Annotated in this window: 17 protein-coding genes; 5 read left to right on the top strand and 12 right to left on the bottom strand. The window is 44.5% G+C overall.

Annotated elements, in window-relative coordinates; translation table 11 throughout:
- Window positions 1–1,454 (bottom strand): hypothetical protein (locus tag ENI34_05455; GenBank protein HEC78576.1); only part of this gene is annotated, 1,454 nt, incomplete at its 3' end.
- Window positions 1,455–1,834: 380 nt separating this feature from the next.
- On the opposite strand from ENI34_05455, the gene lysA reads away from it, so the two are divergent.
- From lysA to ENI34_05440, 3 genes are read left to right on the top strand one after another with little or no spacing between them, the layout of a single operon-like run.
- Window positions 1,835–3,037, top strand: a complete 1,203-nt coding sequence (gene lysA, locus ENI34_05450) for a diaminopimelate decarboxylase (GenBank protein HEC78575.1) — start codon at window positions 1,835–1,837, stop codon at window positions 3,035–3,037.
- On the top strand, window positions 3,024–4,274 hold the full coding sequence (locus tag ENI34_05445; protein HEC78574.1) for a hypothetical protein: 1,251 nt from the start codon (window positions 3,024–3,026) through the stop codon (window positions 4,272–4,274). The genes lysA and ENI34_05445 overlap by 14 nt, the downstream gene beginning before the upstream one ends.
- A gap of 1 nt (window position 4,275) precedes the next feature.
- Window positions 4,276–4,887, top strand: coding sequence for a DedA family protein (locus ENI34_05440; protein ID HEC78573.1), 612 nt, complete (start codon window positions 4,276–4,278; stop codon window positions 4,885–4,887).
- 19 nt (window positions 4,888–4,906) lie between these two features.
- On the opposite strand, the gene ENI34_05435 is transcribed toward ENI34_05440, so the two are convergent.
- From ENI34_05435 to ENI34_05420, 4 genes are read right to left on the bottom strand one after another with little or no spacing between them, the layout of a single operon-like run.
- Window positions 4,907–7,468, bottom strand: a complete 2,562-nt coding sequence (locus tag ENI34_05435) for a hypothetical protein (GenBank protein ID HEC78572.1) — start codon at window positions 7,466–7,468, stop codon at window positions 4,907–4,909.
- A gap of 2 nt (window positions 7,469–7,470) precedes the next feature.
- Window positions 7,471–8,334, bottom strand: coding sequence for a hypothetical protein (locus tag ENI34_05430; GenBank protein HEC78571.1), 864 nt, complete (start codon window positions 8,332–8,334; stop codon window positions 7,471–7,473).
- A gap of 5 nt (window positions 8,335–8,339) precedes the next feature.
- Window positions 8,340–8,771 carry a hypothetical protein gene (locus tag ENI34_05425; protein ID HEC78570.1) on the bottom strand — a complete coding sequence of 144 codons (432 nt, stop codon included), beginning with the start codon at window positions 8,769–8,771 and terminating at the stop codon, window positions 8,340–8,342.
- 22 nt (window positions 8,772–8,793) lie between these two features.
- Window positions 8,794–11,337, bottom strand: a complete 2,544-nt coding sequence (locus ENI34_05420) for a TonB-dependent receptor (protein HEC78569.1) — start codon at window positions 11,335–11,337, stop codon at window positions 8,794–8,796.
- 108 nt (window positions 11,338–11,445) lie between these two features.
- On the opposite strand from ENI34_05420, the gene ENI34_05415 reads away from it, so the two are divergent.
- A complete protein-coding gene (locus ENI34_05415; protein ID HEC78568.1) occupies window positions 11,446–12,591 on the top strand; it encodes a methionine adenosyltransferase in 1,146 nt (381 codons plus the stop codon).
- 55 nt (window positions 12,592–12,646) lie between these two features.
- The gene (locus ENI34_05410) at window positions 12,647–13,888 is read left to right on the top strand and encodes an adenosylhomocysteinase (GenBank protein HEC78567.1); all 1,242 of its coding nucleotides are present in this window, start codon (window positions 12,647–12,649) and stop codon (window positions 13,886–13,888) included.
- A gap of 14 nt (window positions 13,889–13,902) precedes the next feature.
- Here ENI34_05410 and dprA read toward each other — a convergent pair whose 3' ends face one another.
- From dprA to ENI34_05375, 7 genes are all read right to left on the bottom strand, one after another.
- Window positions 13,903–14,994, bottom strand: coding sequence for a DNA-protecting protein DprA (gene dprA / locus ENI34_05405; protein ID HEC78566.1), 1,092 nt, complete (start codon window positions 14,992–14,994; stop codon window positions 13,903–13,905).
- A complete protein-coding gene (locus ENI34_05400) occupies window positions 14,987–15,511 on the bottom strand; it encodes a HEAT repeat domain-containing protein (GenBank protein ID HEC78565.1) in 525 nt (174 codons plus the stop codon). Before ENI34_05400 ends, dprA begins: the two co-directional genes overlap by 8 nt.
- Window positions 15,508–16,452, bottom strand: a complete 945-nt coding sequence (gene obgE, locus ENI34_05395) for a GTPase ObgE (protein ID HEC78564.1) — start codon at window positions 16,450–16,452, stop codon at window positions 15,508–15,510. The genes ENI34_05400 and obgE overlap by 4 nt, the downstream gene beginning before the upstream one ends.
- A 180-nt stretch (window positions 16,453–16,632) precedes the next feature.
- Entirely contained in the window at window positions 16,633–17,163 is a 531-nt protein-coding gene (locus tag ENI34_05390) for a hypothetical protein (GenBank protein ID HEC78563.1), read from the bottom strand.
- A 62-nt stretch (window positions 17,164–17,225) separates the two neighbouring features.
- Window positions 17,226–17,726, bottom strand: a complete 501-nt coding sequence (locus ENI34_05385; protein ID HEC78562.1) for a pantetheine-phosphate adenylyltransferase — start codon at window positions 17,724–17,726, stop codon at window positions 17,226–17,228.
- Window positions 17,723–18,280, bottom strand: coding sequence for a 16S rRNA (guanine(966)-N(2))-methyltransferase RsmD (rsmD, locus tag ENI34_05380; GenBank protein HEC78561.1), 558 nt, complete (start codon window positions 18,278–18,280; stop codon window positions 17,723–17,725). Before rsmD ends, ENI34_05385 begins: the two co-directional genes overlap by 4 nt.
- Window positions 18,281–18,325: 45 nt before the next feature.
- On the bottom strand, window positions 18,326–19,382 hold a 1,057-nt coding region (locus ENI34_05375; GenBank protein ID HEC78560.1), incomplete at its 5' end, for a hypothetical protein.

The raw sequence follows: 19,382 nt of genomic DNA, 5'->3' as shown, positions 1-19,382 counted from the left end.
GTATAACCGAGAAATGCACAGGCACCAATGTTATCTGAGTAGGTATCTGTAAATGCATCAGCGATGCAGGTATCGGTGGGGTAAATAGGTGGAGTCTGTGGATCATCATCGTCAATTAAGTGCGAATCATACCCTCCATATTGACAGGCCAAGGAGTAAATAAAGTAGTATTTATCAAAGTTTGCAAGATTATTAAGGCCGTCGTTAAATTGAGAAGGAGTATAAGGCCAATATCCGGCAACTTTAATCGTTAGGGAAATATCAGAAAAAGTGTCACGCACACCATGACAATGGATATTGTTAATCCCATAACCATAACTGAGATAATTTTCCACTGCCTCCTGGGCATCATTCATCTCAATGAAATCGTGCGTAAAGTAATCAGGAAATACTGATGGAGCATCACCAATGTCCATATCCTTATAAAGCCAGAGTGCAGTAGTGTGAACTAAGTTTGGATTCTTCTCATACCCAAAGACCTTACGTATCCAATTATTTACTTCCTGAACACAATAAGGCGTTAACCTGCCCACATAGACCTCAGGATAACGGTCAGCATCATCATCACCTATTTCTCCCCATTTTCCATCACCATCCTGATCCCAATCACCAGTTAAATCAGAAAAATAAAGGTCACAGGGCACACTAAAGTTTGAATCCTCAGGCGGAACTGTATAAAGACTATAACAGTATCTTACCGGTAAAAAGGAAACTCCACCGCTCGAATAATCATCACCCCCCAGAATAAAATATGTGCCACCTGCGTGTTGATAGCACCATTTTATATAAAGACGGATTTTCTCTGCCCCATCTACCCCTTGAGGAAATGCCGAGTAAATATACTCAGGCGTAATTAGTATTGTCTTTGTGCCCTGATCCGTCATCCAATCTGCATAGGGCTGGAAAGCATTATGAAATTCCTCCGGAGCAATTATTACCCCGGGAGCACCAGGAATCGGTGCCAGGGTGCCAATTTCATTTTCTTCAACAATTGTCGGTCTTTGATAATACGCAGAAATTTCATAATCATTTTCTACAAACTTCCTAATTGCCGCATCATATAACGCCTGTTCATATCTGCCCCGAATCTGAGGTCTCAATTCAGGAAGACCATTTGAACCAAAAACAAACTCAAACTGGATCTGACGCACAATATACAACCGCCCTGTCTTAGGCCGATACTGCAAAGGCCTGAGCTCAATCGTCACTATCCGGGCACCATCCATTATACCGGCATTGGTTATTCTGATAAAGCTACCTGGAAAAAGGCTGTCAGAATTGTAAATTATGGTATCCGGCGGCACCCAGGGCAAAGTTTCACCAGTAAATCCGGATGGCTGAGCTGGATAGATTAGATAATCACCAGGGATTTGAACCAACTGAAATTGGGATACAATTATTGAGTCTGCCTGGGCATCGGGTGGGATGATATAGTTAAGATATACTGCCGGCAACTCAGGTGTGCCGGGCTCACCACGAAGACTGAACTTCGGTGCCTTTATTCGGTCAAAACCATTCTCTTTATAAAAAGAGAATGCTGTTGGAGAATAATCAATCGTATACCCCCCAGAGGAGAATACACGAGATGCTCAATAAGATACTTATTTTACAGAGTTTCACCATTTTTTCCTCCTTACTAAGATACTCTTTTTACCAATCTTACCATTTAGTTACTGATTATAGTATAGTAAAAATCGGTAAGCTGTCAAGATATAATTGCATAACCATGGCAGACTCAGACGTCGTCCTGAGTGAAACGAAGGAATGGCAGAGGAGAGGAGTCAGACTGTTCCATTCTTGACAAAAACGGCTGGTTGAATATACTCAAAAAACCATGCGAAGGGAGATCTTGGTTAAAAGCAGAGAGATTGCTACACCTTTTTATCTTTATGACCGGGATAGAATAATAAAAAATATAGCGAAGTTAACAAAATACTTTTCGCGATGTAATGCCCGGATTTTTTTTGCAGTGAAGGCGAATACTTCACTTTCGGTTCTGGAGATAATAAGAAAAGCGGGTGTCGGCGCGGAAGTTGTGTCGCCGGGCGAAGTTTTCATCTGCCTTAAAGCCGGTTTTGCTCCGAAAGACATTCTTTATAACAACATCGCCCGAAAAGAAGAAGAGGTCCTCTATGCAGTAAAGAAGGGAGTGGTCTACTACAATTTTGAAGCGATAGACCAGGCTCTTCTGCTTGAAAAGTGCGCCCGCAGGTTGAAACGGGAGATTAAACTGTTCGCCAGGATAAATCCGGGGATCTTTCCTGAAACACATCCCCATCTTTCAACCGGTGCCCGGTCGAGTAAATTCGGCATTGAGTGCGAGCGATTGGAAGATGTCGCCGTCGTTGCAAGACGGCTGTGCTGGGCACGGTTTGTCGGAATTCATTCACATATCGGCTCCCAGATTCTTTCACCCACGCCGTTTATTAAAGGTGTAAAAAAAGTCATGGAACTGATTGAATTTTTCCGAAGTAAAGATATCGCGGTTGAATATATCAATCTCGGAGGAGGATTCGGCATTCCTTACCACCCCAAGGAAACAGAACTCGATTTTAAGCCGATAGTCAGGGCGTACAAACGACTTGGCGAACAATACCGGGTGAAGATATTTCTTGAACCGGGACGATTTCTGGTCGGCAATGCCGGTTATATTATTGCGACAGTGATATCAGTGAAGCAGCGGCAGAGGCGTCCTCTTTATATAATCGACGCCGGGATGACGGAAAACCCCAGACCCGCTTTGTATAATGCGTATCATCATATTGAGGCGTTCTTTTCAAAAAAGAAAAAGGAAAAAAAGGTGCGGGTCGCCGGACCACTTTGCGAGAATTCGGATGAATTCGGTCTCTTTTCCCTGCCTCCGCTTAAACCGGGTGATCGGGTTATTATTCACAACTGCGGTGCTTACACCCGGACCATGGCTTCAAATTACAACGGCAGATTGCTTCCCGCCGAGTATCTTTATGATCGAAAGAATTTCGTTTTAATAAGGAAGAGGGAACAGTTCAGAACATTGATAAATAATGAATTGTATTAAGGTCTTTAAAGTCGGTGGTTCTGTATTAAAGACCCCCGCTGATTTTATGAAGATCGCCAGGGGGATTTGTTCCGGCGGCAGAAAGTACAGGGTGTGTCTTGTGACCTCGGCGATGAAGAATGCGACAAATCGTCTCATAAAAAGATTTTTAAATGCGGTACCCCAGCCGTGTTTTTGGGACTTCGAACGTTTCGCCGGCTTCGGAGAAATCGAGGCGAGCCTTCTTTTTGAATCGACGTTCCACTCGCTGGGCGTGAAGTCACAGGCTGTTTTACCCTGGATGAAGGAATGGCCGCTTTTCATTTCTTTAAAGAATCCACAGAGACTTTCCGGTGAAAAGGTCAATGAAAAGAGGGATTTCCGGATTTTGAAAAAAACCCACACCAAGATCAAACAATATATTTTTCCTCTATTCAAAGACCTGGATGTTATTATAATCCCCGGTTTTATCGCAAAAGACGGCAGAGGCAGAATCGTAACGCTGGGAAGGGGCGGCAGTGATATTTCCGCTTTGCTCTTCAGTGAATTACTCAAAGCACGGGAACTGATTTTGATAAAAGAATCCAGCGGCATATTGAATCTCGATCCCCGATTGTATCACCGCGCAGAGAAGATCTCTTCACTCAACGCCGCTGAACTCGGATTGCTGGCGTCTTCAGGCGCCCAGGTATTGAATCCGATTTCTTTGAAACATCAGCGGAGTTTGAAAAAGATGAAGGTCACCGACATACGTCGTAGAACCGGTACTGAAATTTACTTTGGACGGGAAATCACCGTAAAATTTTCGAATACACCTTATTCTGTTCTGACCTTTGTGGGAAACAAGATTCCGGAAACACCGGGATTGCTCAGTCGGATTTCATCATTGCTTGCCAGACACGATATATCGATTTATTCGATAACCGTTTCCGATAATCTGATCGCCCTGTACGTGGAAGAAGAAAGAGGGGAAGATGCCTATCGACTGCTTTCCCCGGTTTTAAAGAAGAGCAAAAATTTAAAATTCCTGAATTTAAAGAAACAGATCGGCAAAATACTGGTGAGAAGTTATAAATTCATAAATGAACCGGGTATCATCAAAAAGATTGTCTCACCGATAGCAAAAGAGGGGATCAACATATGGGAGGTGTTAACCGCCCATACTGATGTCATGATTTTTGTAGAATATCGGGATCTCAGGAAGACATACAGGGTTATCTGTAATTTTTTCAAAAGACAAAAATCTTATAATAAATAATATGTTTGAATGGCTTGCAGCCCGCTCTCCTTTACTTGTTTACTCCTTTCTGATCTTTAACTCACTGTTTGAAAGTCTCTTTCCGCCGTATCCTTCTGATGCCTTTGTTCTGGTCTTTGCTTTTCTTGCCGGACGCGGCGGATTCAATCCTTACATTATCTATCTCTGTACCGTCATCGGCAGCATTGCCGGCATTATGATACTTTATTACATCGGAAAGGAGAAAGGGGATGAACTGCTCCATTATCTGTCGAATTCCTTTTTGCGAAGAGTCTTTCCCGTGTCGTTGATCAATAAAGCGAAATTGAAACTCGCGAAGCGGGGAAATCTTATAGGTTTTCTGAATCGTTTCCTGCCGGGGATGAGGGCGCCGCTCTGTTTCGCCGCGGGTATCGTGAAGCTCGACAGCAGAAGATTTTTTTTCCAGAGTCTGGTGAGCGTCCTCTTGTGGAATCTTTTTCTGGTGACGGCGGGATTCTATGTCGGTTCCACCTGGGATGAGGCGTCCAGGTTTTTAAGAAATTATAATATCACCGTCACGCTGGTGCTTCTTGCCGTTCTGCTCGTTTTGACCGTTGTATATTTCCGACGCAAGAGGCGACTCCGCGGATGACGGGCGGTAAAGAAATTTTTCAAAACAGACCGCTTCTGTATTGGTTGTTGAATTTTGAACCCAGCATGTCCACCAGAAATCTTGACGGCTGCTGATATCTGCCGTATCGCCGTTTTGGAAAGAGAAGATAGAGTCTTTTCTGGGCGCGGGTGACCGCCACATAGCAGAGTCTTCTTTCTTCCTCAAGCTCTGTTTGTGAAACCATCTTTTTGGTGAGGGGAAAGATGTCCTCTGCAAGATCGACGACAAAGACCACGGGGAATTCAAGTCCTTTTGCGCTGTGGACGGTCATCAGTTTTACAGTATCTTTTCCCCAGTCCGCCAGATCCAGCTCCTGGAGCAACTTTATTTCATTCAGAACACCGCTGATTCCGGTATGTGATAATTCGCGCGCCACTGAAATTAATTCATCCACATTTTCTCCTTTCAATCCCGTTGCATTTGATACCTCGGTCAGAATATTAGCCGGCGACAGATTTTTGATATTCTGAAGATGATAGTCGAATATCTTTACAGCCCGTTCGGTATGCTTCTTCGTCAATTTGAACAGGGCGGTCATCTTTGCAATCAATTCATTTTTTGATGTTGCGGAGATTGAAATATCAGAATGCTCTTCGAGCATCTCCAGATATTCAATCAGGGGTTTTATATCGGAACGCTCATAAAAAGCGGTTCCGCCGATTAAGGTGTATGGAATTTGTGATTTGATAAACGCTTCTTCATAAACCCTTGAGATATAATTCATCCGATAGAGGACCGCGATGTCCTGAAAACGGAATTTTTCTTTTCTCAGAACTTTAATTTCACGGACGATGTAATTTGCTTCATCTTTTTCAGATTTCGCCGCGTAAACCAGAGCTTCACCGCTTTCCGCCGTGGAGACCGCGGTGGCGGTCCTGAGCATCATATTGTTGGCGAGTTCGATGATACTTTGCGGCAGCCGGAAACTTCTTGTAAGATTGAATATTTTGACGTTTTCAAAATCTTTGGGTATTTTGTAGATTAAAGCGGGGTCGGCACCGCGCCAGCCGTATATCGCCTGGTCTCCGTCGCCGGTGAAGAAAAATTTATCCCGGCATAACAAAGAGATGAATCTGTACTGCGCCGGGTTTATATCCTGCAGTTCATCGACAAAGATGTATTCAAAACGGTTATTATAGTATTCCCTTATGTCATCATACTCTTCAAGTAATTTGATTGCATAAAGTATTAAATCATCGTAATCGAGGATGCTGTTTTTCCGAAGATAATCCTGGTATTGTTTATAGACCTTGCAGCAGTATTCTTCCCAGTTGCCTTTCGGCTTAAACTTCTCAGGTGTAATCCCTTTTGATTTGAGTATCTCGATGAATTTTATGATTGCATTACTCCGATATTTACCGGTGTTCAACTTCATCGCGGTGAATATTTTTTTCGGTTGCTCAATTGAGAAATCACTATCGATGTCAAGACGTTCAGCATCACGCCTCAGGATCCGTAAAGCCAGGGTGTGGAAAGTTCCGACCCAGAGTTCATACCCGGAAAAATTTTCGACGGACTGAAGGCGGGTTTTTACGTCGTTTGCGGCTTTGTTTGTAAAGGTGCAGACGAGAATCTTTGATGGTGGAACGCCTTTTTTAATCAATTCCGCGACTGCATAAATGAGGGTCGTCGTCTTGCCGCAGCCGGCTTGACCGAGGAGTAGAATTCTTCTGTCCAGCGCTTCAAGGACCTCTTTCTGGTCGGGCGTGAGAATGAATGATTTTCTTTCTTTTTGCGGGACGACAAACTCTGCTTCTATCTTTATCGCTTTGCTTTTCTTTGTTATCTTCTGGAGCAGTTCTTTACAGGAGGGGCGTGAAGCGGGATTTGTATTCAAACACTGAACAACAGCGTCTTCAAGGTACTGGGGTATGCCGGACCGCAGGACCCTCGGGTTGGTGAATTGTTGTTTTTCTATTTTACGGCGCAGTGTGTTTAGATTGTCAGCCAGGTACGGCGGCGCACCGGTGAGCAATTCATAGAATACCGCACCGACACTCCAGATATCCGACTTTTTGTCGAAGTTCCCCGACCACACCTCAGGAGACATGTAGATCGGTGTTCCTGCAGTGGATGCGGATATCGAATCGGTTTTGATGAAACGCGCCAGGCCGAAATCGGTTACCTTTATGACTTGTTTCTTTTTTTCTTCGGTAATTAGAATATTTTCTGGTTTTATGTCCCGGTGCAATACCTTATTCTCATGCGCATAGTCAAGGGCTTCGAGAATTTGAACCGCGATTGAGGTGAAAAGAGATATTTCCATTCCCTGGTCGCTGATCACGTCGCGAAGGGTTTTTCCTTTTATGTATTCCATAACGAGCACGAATTTATTTTCGATGAAGTCGATATTGTAAAATCTGACGATATTGGGATGGTTTAATGAAGCAAGGAGTTTCGCTTCATCCTTGAGCATGGTTATCTCTTCTTTCCGCATGCGGGATATCTTCAGGGCGAATTCTTTTTCCAGAATGGTATCGCGGGCTAAAAATACGTCACCGAATCTACCGCCGCCGAGCCAGTCGATTATCTCGTACTTTCCAAGTTTTTTTAACAGCACCTCTATACAGGAAAGGCTGATAAATGTATCATCCTGCCGGCATGAAAGAGGAGTTGACCCGACAGGATATTATTTTTTATCACCTTATTTATATTTCTTTTTTTAAAGGTTATCCTTCGCAGCATATCTTCAAGAGCGTTCAGGAATGTCCGCACATTGTCTCTGTTTCCACCTTTCTGCATATATTCAAGGGCATCCAGAGCGTAACTCCTGAGTAATTTAAACTCATACTTTTTATAGAGCCTGTTGTTGAAAAAGATATCACAACCGAGTATCTGTCTGCCGGCGGTACTGATCAAGCCGACCGTATTGTGGTTCAATCCGGTGAAGTCTTCAACATATCGTGAAATCTCTTCCTGCAAGTTGTCGTAAATCTCATGCATGGAAGAGGTCATTGAGCGTGTTCTCGTCACCGTCAATTTTCTCTCTATTTCCTTCCAGACCGTTTTTTGCAGGTCTATTTTTGAATAACGGCTTTTTGTCAGAAGTGAACGCAGTCGTGGGTAAGAGAAACAGCCGGTGTTGAACTTACCGAGTTCTTGCCACCTTCCTCCTTCAACGCATACCACCGGGATATTTTTTGATGAACGGGCGTCCACGACACCTGACATAGTGATAATACGATTCTGCAGTGAGCCTGTTATCTCTTCGCCGTCGAGCATTAAAACAGGCGTGTCACTTCTGTTTTCAAACACCACCTCATTGATTTCAGGGGAGTCGAGTTCCATGAAACGGGCGCTTCCAGAAGACAGGATTTCATCAATGGAATTGAGTTCGATTCCGTTGTCGGATTTCGGCGTTCTGATCGGAAAGACCATCAGGTTCCGCAGAAACACGGGTTCGGCGAGGTGAAGATTTACATCCATAATTATTAAAGGGGCGGTCTTATTCTGAAATACCGTACTTCAGACCAATCAGTATACCATTTCCATGCAGAACTCGCTGCCCGGACGTGCCAGTATATATCCATCGGACTCGAGAACAATATCGTCAGTCCGTCACTGCTGCTCGTTTCAGTGGTACCGTTGATAAAATCAGGATTTGAACTGTATTCGAGTTCATAATACTCTGTTCCGCTCACCGCGGTCCAGTCGAAGTCGATCTGCACCACACCCGGATCAGGCACCAGTACATACTCGGTGTCCATTGGGGGAAAGAGTAATTGGGGCGCTGCCGGTGGTTCAGCCAGAGAATCGTCCGGAGGTTTGTATTCTTCGGGTCCTTTACAGGCGGGATTTGTATTGAGAATGAAGCAGAGCAGGAAGAGGAATGACAACTTGAAGATCAGGTTGAATATTTTCATATTTTCCTCCTTATTATATAAATTAAAAATTTATACTTATCCCTAATCGTGCTCTGCGCGGAGCAGTATAGGCATTCACCCAATCATCGGTCCAGGAGATGAGTTCTCTGAAGTTTATGAATTCTTCAGACGGCTCGATTAAACCATCGTGATTTCCGTCGGCACCGGGATTATAATAACTGTTATGGATGTCGATGTAGGGCGGGTCGTGCTCAAAATCTTCTTTTTTTATCGATTCAACAGGGATCACCGGAAAATGGGGGGTTACTTCATATCGCTGGTCGAAAAGGTTTATGACCTCCAGATTTATCATTAAAGAGAATTTATTGAACTTCACCGATTTCGAAATCACGCAGTCGAATTGTTTTTGAAAAGGAAGACGCAGGATGTTTCTTTCTTCGAATTTTCCTTCAGGTCCGGGGGGTGTATACGGAAATCCATCACCCAGATAACCGAAGAGGTAGAGATTCGCCTGCAGGGGAAGCTTCACCACACCCTGAATGAATATTCTATGTCTCTGGTCGAAATCAAGATCGTATTCTTCGGTCGCGGGAGTGAATTCCGGATCGATGTAGCGGCGCTCCCAGACTTCTTTGGCATACGAACTTGTACCCCGCGCCCAGGATAGGGTATAAGATATTTTCCCGTTGAAAAGGGAATTTGAGAACGCCAGAATCGCTTCCAGTCCTTTGATATTCGCATACTCTACATTAAAATAAGAGACATAATTCTGGGCGCCGACATTTATATATCTGGTGCCGATGAGGTCGGAGACGTCTTTAAAAAAGGAATTGATCGTCAGATTCAGATTTTCTTTGATTTCACCCTGAAGCCCTATTTCATAGCTTATCGTCTTTTCCGGGCCGATGTCGGGATTTCCGACCGGTGGAATATCCTTTATATACGACGGCAGGGGCAGCAGGGTGTAGTAGCTGTAAATATAATCATATAAAGGGGGTTGCACATATCTTCCTATATTGGCACGGAAAAGGAACTTTTCCGTGACCAGGAAAGAGAACCCGAATCGGGGTGAGATCGCCGTTTTCGGTTCGATCCCTTCTATATCCCACGAAAAATAGTCGTATCGGCAGCCGATTTTTGCATAGACACCTTTGTAGTCTATGTTATCCTGAAGATAAACGGCATATTCTTTTGGGTGATGTTGGTAATCGTCGACAATCGGAGACTGGGAATCACTTATAAAATACGTGAAGTTTGTCAACTCCTGATAAGTATATTCCGACCCGAACTTCACTTCGTGATATTTGTGCATCTGCAGGTCGCCGTTTAGATTGGTCTTTATAATCTGGGTGGATTTTCGTTGATATTCAGGATAATCTCCTTCACAGATGATCCGTCGGTAAACGGCGCCGAAAGGATTATCCACACTTCCGCGGGGCCATTCCAGCTCTTCGTATGCTTTGAAAGAGAAGTCATTGAAAGGTCCTTTATCATCGCTGTTTCGTACACCGTATATTCTTTCTGTATATAATCTGCTTGTGGTCAGGGTGAAGAGAGAGCGGGTAGTGGGCAGGTAATTCAGATTGAAAATCTGCAGGTTGCCTTTTCGCATATCAGACCGGTAGTGATCGAGGTGGAATTGCCAGAGGGTGTTGTAACGATCAAATTGCATCCGCGACAGAGCTCCACTCAGCACCAGTTTCAATTTCCCTGATGGGCTGAGACTCCATTTGCTGTAGAGGGCGTAATCATCACGCCACTTATGCGGCAGGATGTACAGTTTCGGGTCCCAGTCGTCCGTATGCATTACATCGGCGGAGATCAAACCTTTGAAACTCTTTGAAAAGGGAAGATGGATGGATGAACGGTAGTTTTGATAACCGAAGTCGTAGTAGAACGGCATGATCTTTTCAGTCTTTGCGTAGGCGGATAATTTCAGTCGGTCTTCCGGGTGTACGCTTATTAAATTGATCACTCCTGACATCGCCCTGCCGTATTCCGCATCAAAACCTCCGGGTAGAAAGATAATTTCGTCGACGATTCCCTTGGATATATTTATCGCCAGGTCGCCGGTTTGAGGATCGACAATCGGAACATTGTCGATCATATATTGAACTTCGGTCGCTCTTCCTCCCCGTACGTGGATCGCCGTATCAGAATGGGCGACCCCTGCCTGAAAAGAGACAAGTTCAGCGGTGTAGTCAAACGGTAGGTGCGGTAGTTCTGTTTTTCTCACGATGTATGTCGCACCGACATAGTCTTTTTTTACCGCGGGCATCTTACTGGTGACCGTCACCGGCGAGATTTCGATCGGTGTCTGGGTGAGTTCCACCTCCAGTCGGGCTGTTCTATTGAATTCGACAACCACATTTTCAATCCGTTTTGTCTGATAACCCACACAGGATACTTCAATCGTGTACGTACCCGGAGCCACATTAAGAATGTAGAAATAGCCGTCTTCATCAGTAGCGGTTCCCATTTCGGTTTCCTGGATTATTACATTGACGTAAGGAAGCGGTTCTTTCGTGTCGGCGTCCACGACAGATCCTTGGATCTTACCGCTGATGCCGCTGAACATAAAAAAAGTTAATATCAGAGTATTCATTACACCATCCTTTTGATTATTATAATAAATTTAAAGATATTGTCAACGCAATTGCATTACGCTCTTGATTTACAGAAAAATTTGTTTATAATTAACCAAAGGAGGCAAATGGCGCGATATTTTATAACTGCTGAATCAGTTACTGAAGGGCATCCTGATAAAATCTGTGATCAGGTATCAGATGCAGTGCTCGATGCAATCCTGGAAAAAGACCCGTTCGGTCGTGTGGCGCTGGAGACACTCGCGACAAGAGGGTTGATTTTTGTCTCGGGAGAGATTTCAACAAATTGTTATGTAAGTATCGCTGATATTGTACGTTCTCTTTTATATGAGATCGGTTATACGGATACGGATATGGGCATTGATGCCGAGACCTGTTCGGTGATCACCGCCATCCAGGAACAATCCAAGGACATTGCAATGGGGGTCGACATCGGCGGTGCCGGGGATCAGGGGATGATGTACGGCTATGCGACGAACGAGACGCCGGAACTGATGCCTTTACCGATAATCCTCGCCCATAAAGTCGTCCGTCAGCTGAGTGAAATAAGGAAGGCGAATGTCGTTGATTATCTCCATCCGGACGGTAAAACCCAGATAACGGTTGAGTATGAAGACCGAAAACCACTGAGAATCCACACGATAATTTTATCTGCCCAACATCATGTGGACGTGAGCAATGAGAAACTTCATGCGGATTTGAAAAAGTACGTTATTGAAAAGATTGTTCCCGGAGAATTGCTCGATGACCGGACAAAGATTTTGATAAATCCGACGGGAAGGTTTGTTATCGGCGGTCCTCAGGGAGATACAGGACTCACCGGCAGAAAGATTATGGTCGACACCTATGGTGGTATCGGACATCACGGTGGCGGCTGCTTTTCTGGTAAGGACCCGACCAAGGTGGACCGTTCGGCTTCTTATATGGCACGTTATGTTGCGAAGAACCTCGTCGCCGCCGATGTGTGCGAAAAGGTTGAGGTCTCGCTCTCTTACGCCATCGGTGTCGCCGATCCGATTGCAATTTCAGTGAATACTTTCGGTACCTCAAAGATCGACGAATCAAAGATCGTTGCAATTTTGAAGAAGCTCTTTGACTTCACTCCCCAGGGTATAATCGACAAATTGAAACTGAGAAGACCGATATACAGACGTACTGCTTGCTACGGTCACTTCGGACGGGAAGAAGAAGGGTTCACCTGGGAGATCTGTGACATGGCTGAGGCGATTAAGCGCGAAGCAGGTATCGGTTGATCGAATAAATATAGAACTTCAGTCATCTGATTCATTTATTAAAAGGGGAAGAAAAATGAGATTTAATATCAAGGATAAAAAACTTGCACCACAGGGCAATAAAAGAATCGAATGGGCTGAATCAAAGATGCCTGTGCTGCGTTTGATTCGAAAAAGATTCAAAAAACAGAAACCTTTAAAGAATCGTCGTATCGGCTGTTGCCTTCATGTTACGACGGAAACCGCAAATTTAATCAGAACATTGAAAGCCGGCGGCGCCCATGTTTTTCTGACCGCATCAAATCCTCTTTCAACACAGGATGATGTCGCCGCGGCTCTGGCAATGGATGGTATCGGAGTTTTCGCCCGCAACGGCGAGTCACGGAGTGAATATTATCATAATATGGCACAGGTGCTCAAGAATAAACCTGAGGTGCTTATTGACGACGGAGCGGATTTGATCTCAACCGTCCACAAGAAGAAAATAGAAGGGGTGCTTGGAGGAACCGAGGAGACGACGACCGGCGTCATAAGATTGAAGCAGATGGAAAGGGATAAAGTACTGCGGTTTCCGATAATCGCGGTTAATGATTCTTTAACAAAACATCTTTTCGACAACCGCTATGGCACGGGTCAATCAACAATCGACGGTATCTTGAGAGCAACGAATATTCTGATCAGTGGAAGCACCTTTGTGGTCGCCGGATATGGATGGTGCGGCAGAGGTCTTGCAATGAGGGCGAAAGGACACGGTGCCCATGTGGTTGTGACCGAAGTTGACCCGGTTAAAGCGCTTGAGGCGCAGATGGACGGTTATGCGGTGATGCCGATGATTGAAGCCGCCCGCATCGGCGACGTTTTCATTACGGTAACCGGTGATATCAACGTAATACGAAAAGAGCATATGCTCAAGATGAAGGACGGTGCCATAATCGGCAATTCAGGACACTTTGATGTTGAGATCGACAAAAAGGCGCTGAAAAAATTGGCTAAAAAAAGACGGCGGGTTCGGGAGTTCTGTGAGGAGTATACCTTAAGGAACGGTAAGAGGATTTATCTGCTTTCTGAAGGACGGTTGGTGAATCTGGCGGCTGCAGAGGGACATCCCGCAATGGTTATGGATATGTCGTTCGCCAACCAGGCGTTGGCGGTCGAATACATCTTTAAACATCCGAAACTCGAAAAAAAAGTTTATAATCTTCCTTTACGTATTGATGAGCGGATAGCGCGTCTTAAACTGAAATCAATGGGGATCAAGATTGATCAGCTGACGCCGGAACAGAAGCGGTATTTATCGTCCTGGGAAATAGGTACATAAAGAATAAAGTTCCATCAATCAAAATAATCGAATTTTTTTACGAACATCATTCCTGGTAGTTGCTCGACCACCCCTTTTATCTCCAGGGAGAGCAGGACATTGAGAATTGACCCCGTAGGTTGATTGAGTCTTTCCGACAGGGTGTCGAGGTATATCGGATCAGACGACAAATTCTCCCAGATTCTTTTTTCTACATCGGTCAGGATGATATCTTTTTTTGTCTTATCTGTTTTTGGATGTTTGATGCCCAGGGATTCCAGCACTTCAGCGGCAGAGGTTACAGGAATGGCGCCTTCTTTTATCAGACGATTGGTTCCACTTGACGCCTTTGAATAGATGTTGCCCGGAATGGCGAAGACGTCCTTGTTCTGATCCAGCGCCCAGTTCACCGTATTCATAACACCGGATTTTTCTTTCGCCTCTATGGCTACCACGGCTTTTGACAGCCCGGACACGATGCGGTTGCGTTTCGGAAAATTGTGGGCGAGGGGAGGGGTATCGAGGTTGAATTCTGAAATCACCGCACCGTTTTCGATTATTTCTTCCATTAATCTTTTATTTTCAGGAGGATAACAGATGTTGATGCCGCAGCCCAGCACCGCGATGGTTCTACCGCCGTTTTTTAATGCCGATCTGTGGGCGGCGGTGTCAATCCCCCGTGCCATACCGCTTACTACGGTGATTCCGGCTTTGACGAATTCCGCCGCAAAATTTTCAGCAATGGTCTTACCGTAAACCGTTGCACCGCGGGTTCCTATTACGGCGATCGACAGTTCGTCTTCTATTTTTATCTCACCCCGGATAAAGAGAATCGGAGGGAAGTATTCAATCTTCTTCAACCAGGAAGGGTATGCAGGAGAATAATAAGGAACTATCATGGCGCCCGTTTTTCTTACAGTATCATATCTTTTCTTGATCCTGTCGTCCACCTGTTTCAGTTTAATCTTTTTCGCGATCTCGGAGCCGACGAGTGCACTGAGTTCTTCTATTTCTGCGTTTCTTATCTTTTCAGGGCTGTTGAATCTTTTAAACAGAATAAAGAGTTTTTTTTCCGTGAGCTTTTCGATTGACAACAGGGTCAATAAATCAAGGAGTTCATCATTCATTTTCCAACTCTTTCATAATAACGGTGTAGAGCTCTGGTTCGGCATCTTCTATTATTTTTAATATTTCTTTCTTCTTTTCCTGTATCAGGGATAGATTTTTCAGTCCGTCGGCGAAGAGAACCGGTTCTTTTCTTGCCAGTTTCAATAATGCCGATGATGCCTCTTTTATCACTGTGGGATTGTCGTCGTCCAATATGAGGGTGACGATTGCTTCCAGTGCTTTGATGTTACCGATCTCTCCCAGAGTCAAGCATGCTGCAGCACGGGTATACCAGAAACCGCGTTTGAGGAGCCTGATTAAACGCTGGACCACCCTGTTTCCATATTCAGCTAATTTATAAGCCGCCTTTTCACGCATCACCCATGAATTATCTTCCAGTACTTTCAAGAGTATGTTTATACTGTCTTTTTCATTGACTCCATTCAATCGATCCAGTATCCTCAGTCGTCTTTTTATCCCCGATGTTTCGAGTAATTTAAGGATGGTTTTTTTGTCCTGCTTGAATCGGATCTTCATCTGTTTATAAATTCAATCAGCTCTTTTACACCTGTACCTTTCAACGCCGAGATGTAAAAAATTTCTTCCTTTAATTTGTAATCCGGTATCATATCCACAAGATCAATTTTATTAAAGATGACAATCCGTTCTTTTCTCAACAGTGCTCTACTATATTTTCTGAACTCGGTCAGCAAAGAGTTATATTGATACAAGGGGTCTGAAGATGTGATGTCGATTATCAAGAGCAATTTTTTCGTACGTTCGATGTGACGGAGAAATTGATGTCCCAGACCTTTTCCCGCGTGGGCTCCTTCGATAATACCGGGCATGTCGGCGATTACGATATTCTTGTAGTTGTTTTTGATTACGCCTAAATTGGGAGCAAGGGTTGTAAAAGGATAATCGCCGATTCTCGGGTTGGCGTCGGTCATGGCTCTCAATAAAGTTGATTTTCCGGCATTCGGGAAACCGACCAGGCCGATGTCTGAAATCAATTTCAGGACGAGTTTTATTGTTCTTTTTTCACCTTCAGCTCCCGGTTCGGCGCAGCGCGGCGTCTGGTTCGTCGCCGTGACAAAGTGGCGGTTACCACGACCGCCTTTTCCGCCTTTTGCAATGAGTAATTTCTGGTTGTCAAAGAGAATTTCGCCGAGTACTTTTTTCCCGTGGTAAACGACGACTCCTAGGGGAACCGGGATGAGGACGTCTTTTCCCGCCTTGCCCGACATATTTTTTCCTTTCCCGTGGCTTCCACGTCCGGCGCGGTAGTGCGGCTTTATACGCAGATCGTATAATGTCCCCAGCTCTTTTTTACCGATGAGATATACTGAGCCGCCTGCGCCGCCGTCTCCGCCGTCTGGTCCGCCTCTGGGAACGAATTTTTCCCGACGGAATGATATGCATCCATTGCCGCCTTTGCCCGCGGTGACAAAAATTTTCGCTTCATCGATGAATTTCATATAGAAGATAATTATATTAATTACAGAAAAAGAGTCAATATCGAGGAAGTTTCTATCAAAACACCCGGCCGTTGTTTACAGGATGTTCATAATTGGAAATTATGCATATACACATATATTTCCACCTTAAGTTGAAACTGTGGAGAAAGGAGCGGTTTGATAAAGATTTTCCGTTTGAGATTATTTATATTCTATGTAATATGTTCCCTGCTTTTTTATCGTCTCTCGTTTGGAATATTCGACTCCCACCGCTTTGGCGTCGTCGATTATTTGCTGGACATAATCTTCATAAGATTGATCCTCAGGGCGGTCGAATGTCAATGCCGGAAATTCATAAGCATCGAGTTCCCATCGGTTGACATCATACCAAAATCCGAGGCAGAAGACGACGAGGTCACCTGATTTCGCCTTCAGGATAACGTCAGCCATATCTTCGTGTCCGTTATATATGTCGATTATGGTGAAATAGAGTGACCAGGTGTTGTTTCTTACATATTTCTCCAATCTGCGGAAATAATATTCTCTTTCTTCTTTTGTCAGTTCGGTATCGGCTTCGAAGTAGTAGATGTTTTCCGCGTATACGTCGTTTTTTAAATCTTTTATGAAGTTGAAGACTATCTCTTCCACCTGATGTTTTGGTTTCTGTTCCGGCTCTTTTGCATATACGAGAAACAGCAGGCCTAAAATAAAAAATGTGAACACTTTATTCATTGGTCCTCCTTATTAATAAGATACAGAAAATTTTTAAAAAATCAAGGGGTATGACCCCGGGCTTATTTTTTCAATTTCCTTATAAGGGTTTTCGCCACGATTTCCGGCACAATTTGTGAGACATCGCCTCCCAGCGAAGCAATTTCTTTTGCCAGGGAGGAACTTATGAAGATGTATTTTTCCGAGGGCATCAAGAATATCGTTTCAATCCTGGAGGCTAACTTACGATTCATCAAGGTCAATTGGAGTTCATAGTCAAAGTCTGAAACCGCTCTTATCCCCCTGATAATGGTCGTTGCTCCGATTTTTCGAGCGAAGTCCACCAGAAGGGAAGAGAATCCTGCAACTTCAATCTTTTTGTGGTTTTTGAATACTGCTTTCACCAATTCAACCCGTTCTTTCTGGGTGAAGAGTGTCTTTTTAGGACCGGCGCTTACTCCGATGATTACCTTATCGAAAATCTTAACCGCCCGGTTGACGACATCGATATGACCGAATGTTATCGGGTCGAAGGTTCCTGCATATATTGCTTTTTTTACGTTGCTTTTTATTTTTTTCTTCATTCTGTGTTTATCTTTTCTTTGTCCACCTGTTTTTCGAAAAAGGTGACTGCGGTGTTGCCGTAGTGTCTTCTTTTCAAGATGGAAAGTTGTTCCGGAAAGATTATCTCTTCATCAGAAGAGTGCTCTGCCACTATTACTCCTTCGGTTTTAAGCAGTGTATACTTCACGATCAGATTGAGTGTCGTCTCGAGATATTTTTTTCTGTAGGGCGGGTCGAGGAAAATTACGTCGAATTTTTTTTCTCGGATTTTTCTGAGCGCCGCCCGGAAGTCTTTGCCGATGATCTTTGTATTCTTTTTTAAAGAAAGAGTGTTGATGTTCTTGATCAGTGTTTTAGGTTGCCGTTCGATGAAGATGCAGGTTTTTGCGCCCCGAGACAATGCTTCCAATCCCAGAGCGCCGCTCCCTGCAAATATATCCAATACTTCACTTTCCGGTATTTTGTTTTGAATAATATTAAATATCGCCTCGCGAACTAAAGCCCTGGTCGGCCTGAATCCTTTTTTTGCTGCTTTTAAGGTTCTACCTTTTTTCAGACCTCCAACAATTTTCATCAAGAGACCGCATGTAGCCGTGCGGAACTTTCAGACTCTGAATAACTATCTTATTAAATTAGGCGTAATGAATATGAGAAGTTCACGGTCTTCGACTGAAGTGGTTGTTTCTCTGAAGAGCGCACCGAGAATAGGAATGTTCTTTAAGATGGGAATGCCGCGCACGGTTTTGGTCTCTTTTCTTCTGATAAATCCGCCGATGACGACGGTGTTGCCGTCTTTGACCAGAACTTTGGAGTCTGCTTCAGAAGTGGTGATGATCGGTCTTCCGGCGAGGGCTGAGGCGCGATCGAGTTCACTGACCTCGGCATGAATTTCCATGGTAATTTCTTCAAGTGAATTAATGTGAGGCGTAACTTCCAATTTAGTACCGACCGTGTACATCTGAATCACCGTATTCCCGGAGATGTCTCTTGTCGGAATTCCGAATCTTTGACCTCCCAGAAGTTTTGCTTCTTCGTTGTCGACTGCAGTGATACGCGGTGCCGAGATCGTCTGCGCCTTTCCGTTTTCTTCGAGCATGCTTATCAATGCATCCAATTGAGCCAATGAAGGAACCGTACCGATGTGGAATTCACTGAATCCGACAACCGTCGGTTCTTTATTGACCGAGACATCGGCTTGAACCACGCGGCTTTCCAGACCTTTCAGGGTCCAGTTTATGCCGAGTCCCTGAGATGCGGATATGTCCATATCGACCACTTTCGCCATGATTTCAACCTGCGGGGTGGGGGTATCGAGTATCTTCACCAGTTCTTCAATTCTTTGATGGATCGGTTCGACTTCCGTCACCACGATGGAGTTGGTTCGTTTGTCGACGTTTGCTTTTCCCTTCGGAGAAAGCATCGCTTCGATTTTATCGAGCATTCTTTCCGGATTGGCGAATTCGAGTTTATAGATTCTCGAGCTGAGCGGCAGATCATAGTCCTGTTTATCGAGGTTCTCCGCAGTGTCGACCCTGATCACTCCGGGATCTTCACGATACGCATAGCCCGACGCCTTTAAGATGATTTCCAGCGCCTGACGCCAGGGGACATTGTGAAGTCTGACGGTTACTGTTCCTTTTACGTCTTTACCGGCTACGATATTCACTCCGACATAT

Source organism: candidate division WOR-3 bacterium (assembly GCA_011052815.1).
Taxonomy (GTDB): Bacteria; Hydrothermota; Tepidihabitantia; order SM23-42; family SM23-42; genus DRIG01.
The sequence above is the reverse complement of the archived record's forward strand: the minus strand, read 5'-3'. Positions and strand labels throughout refer to the sequence as shown.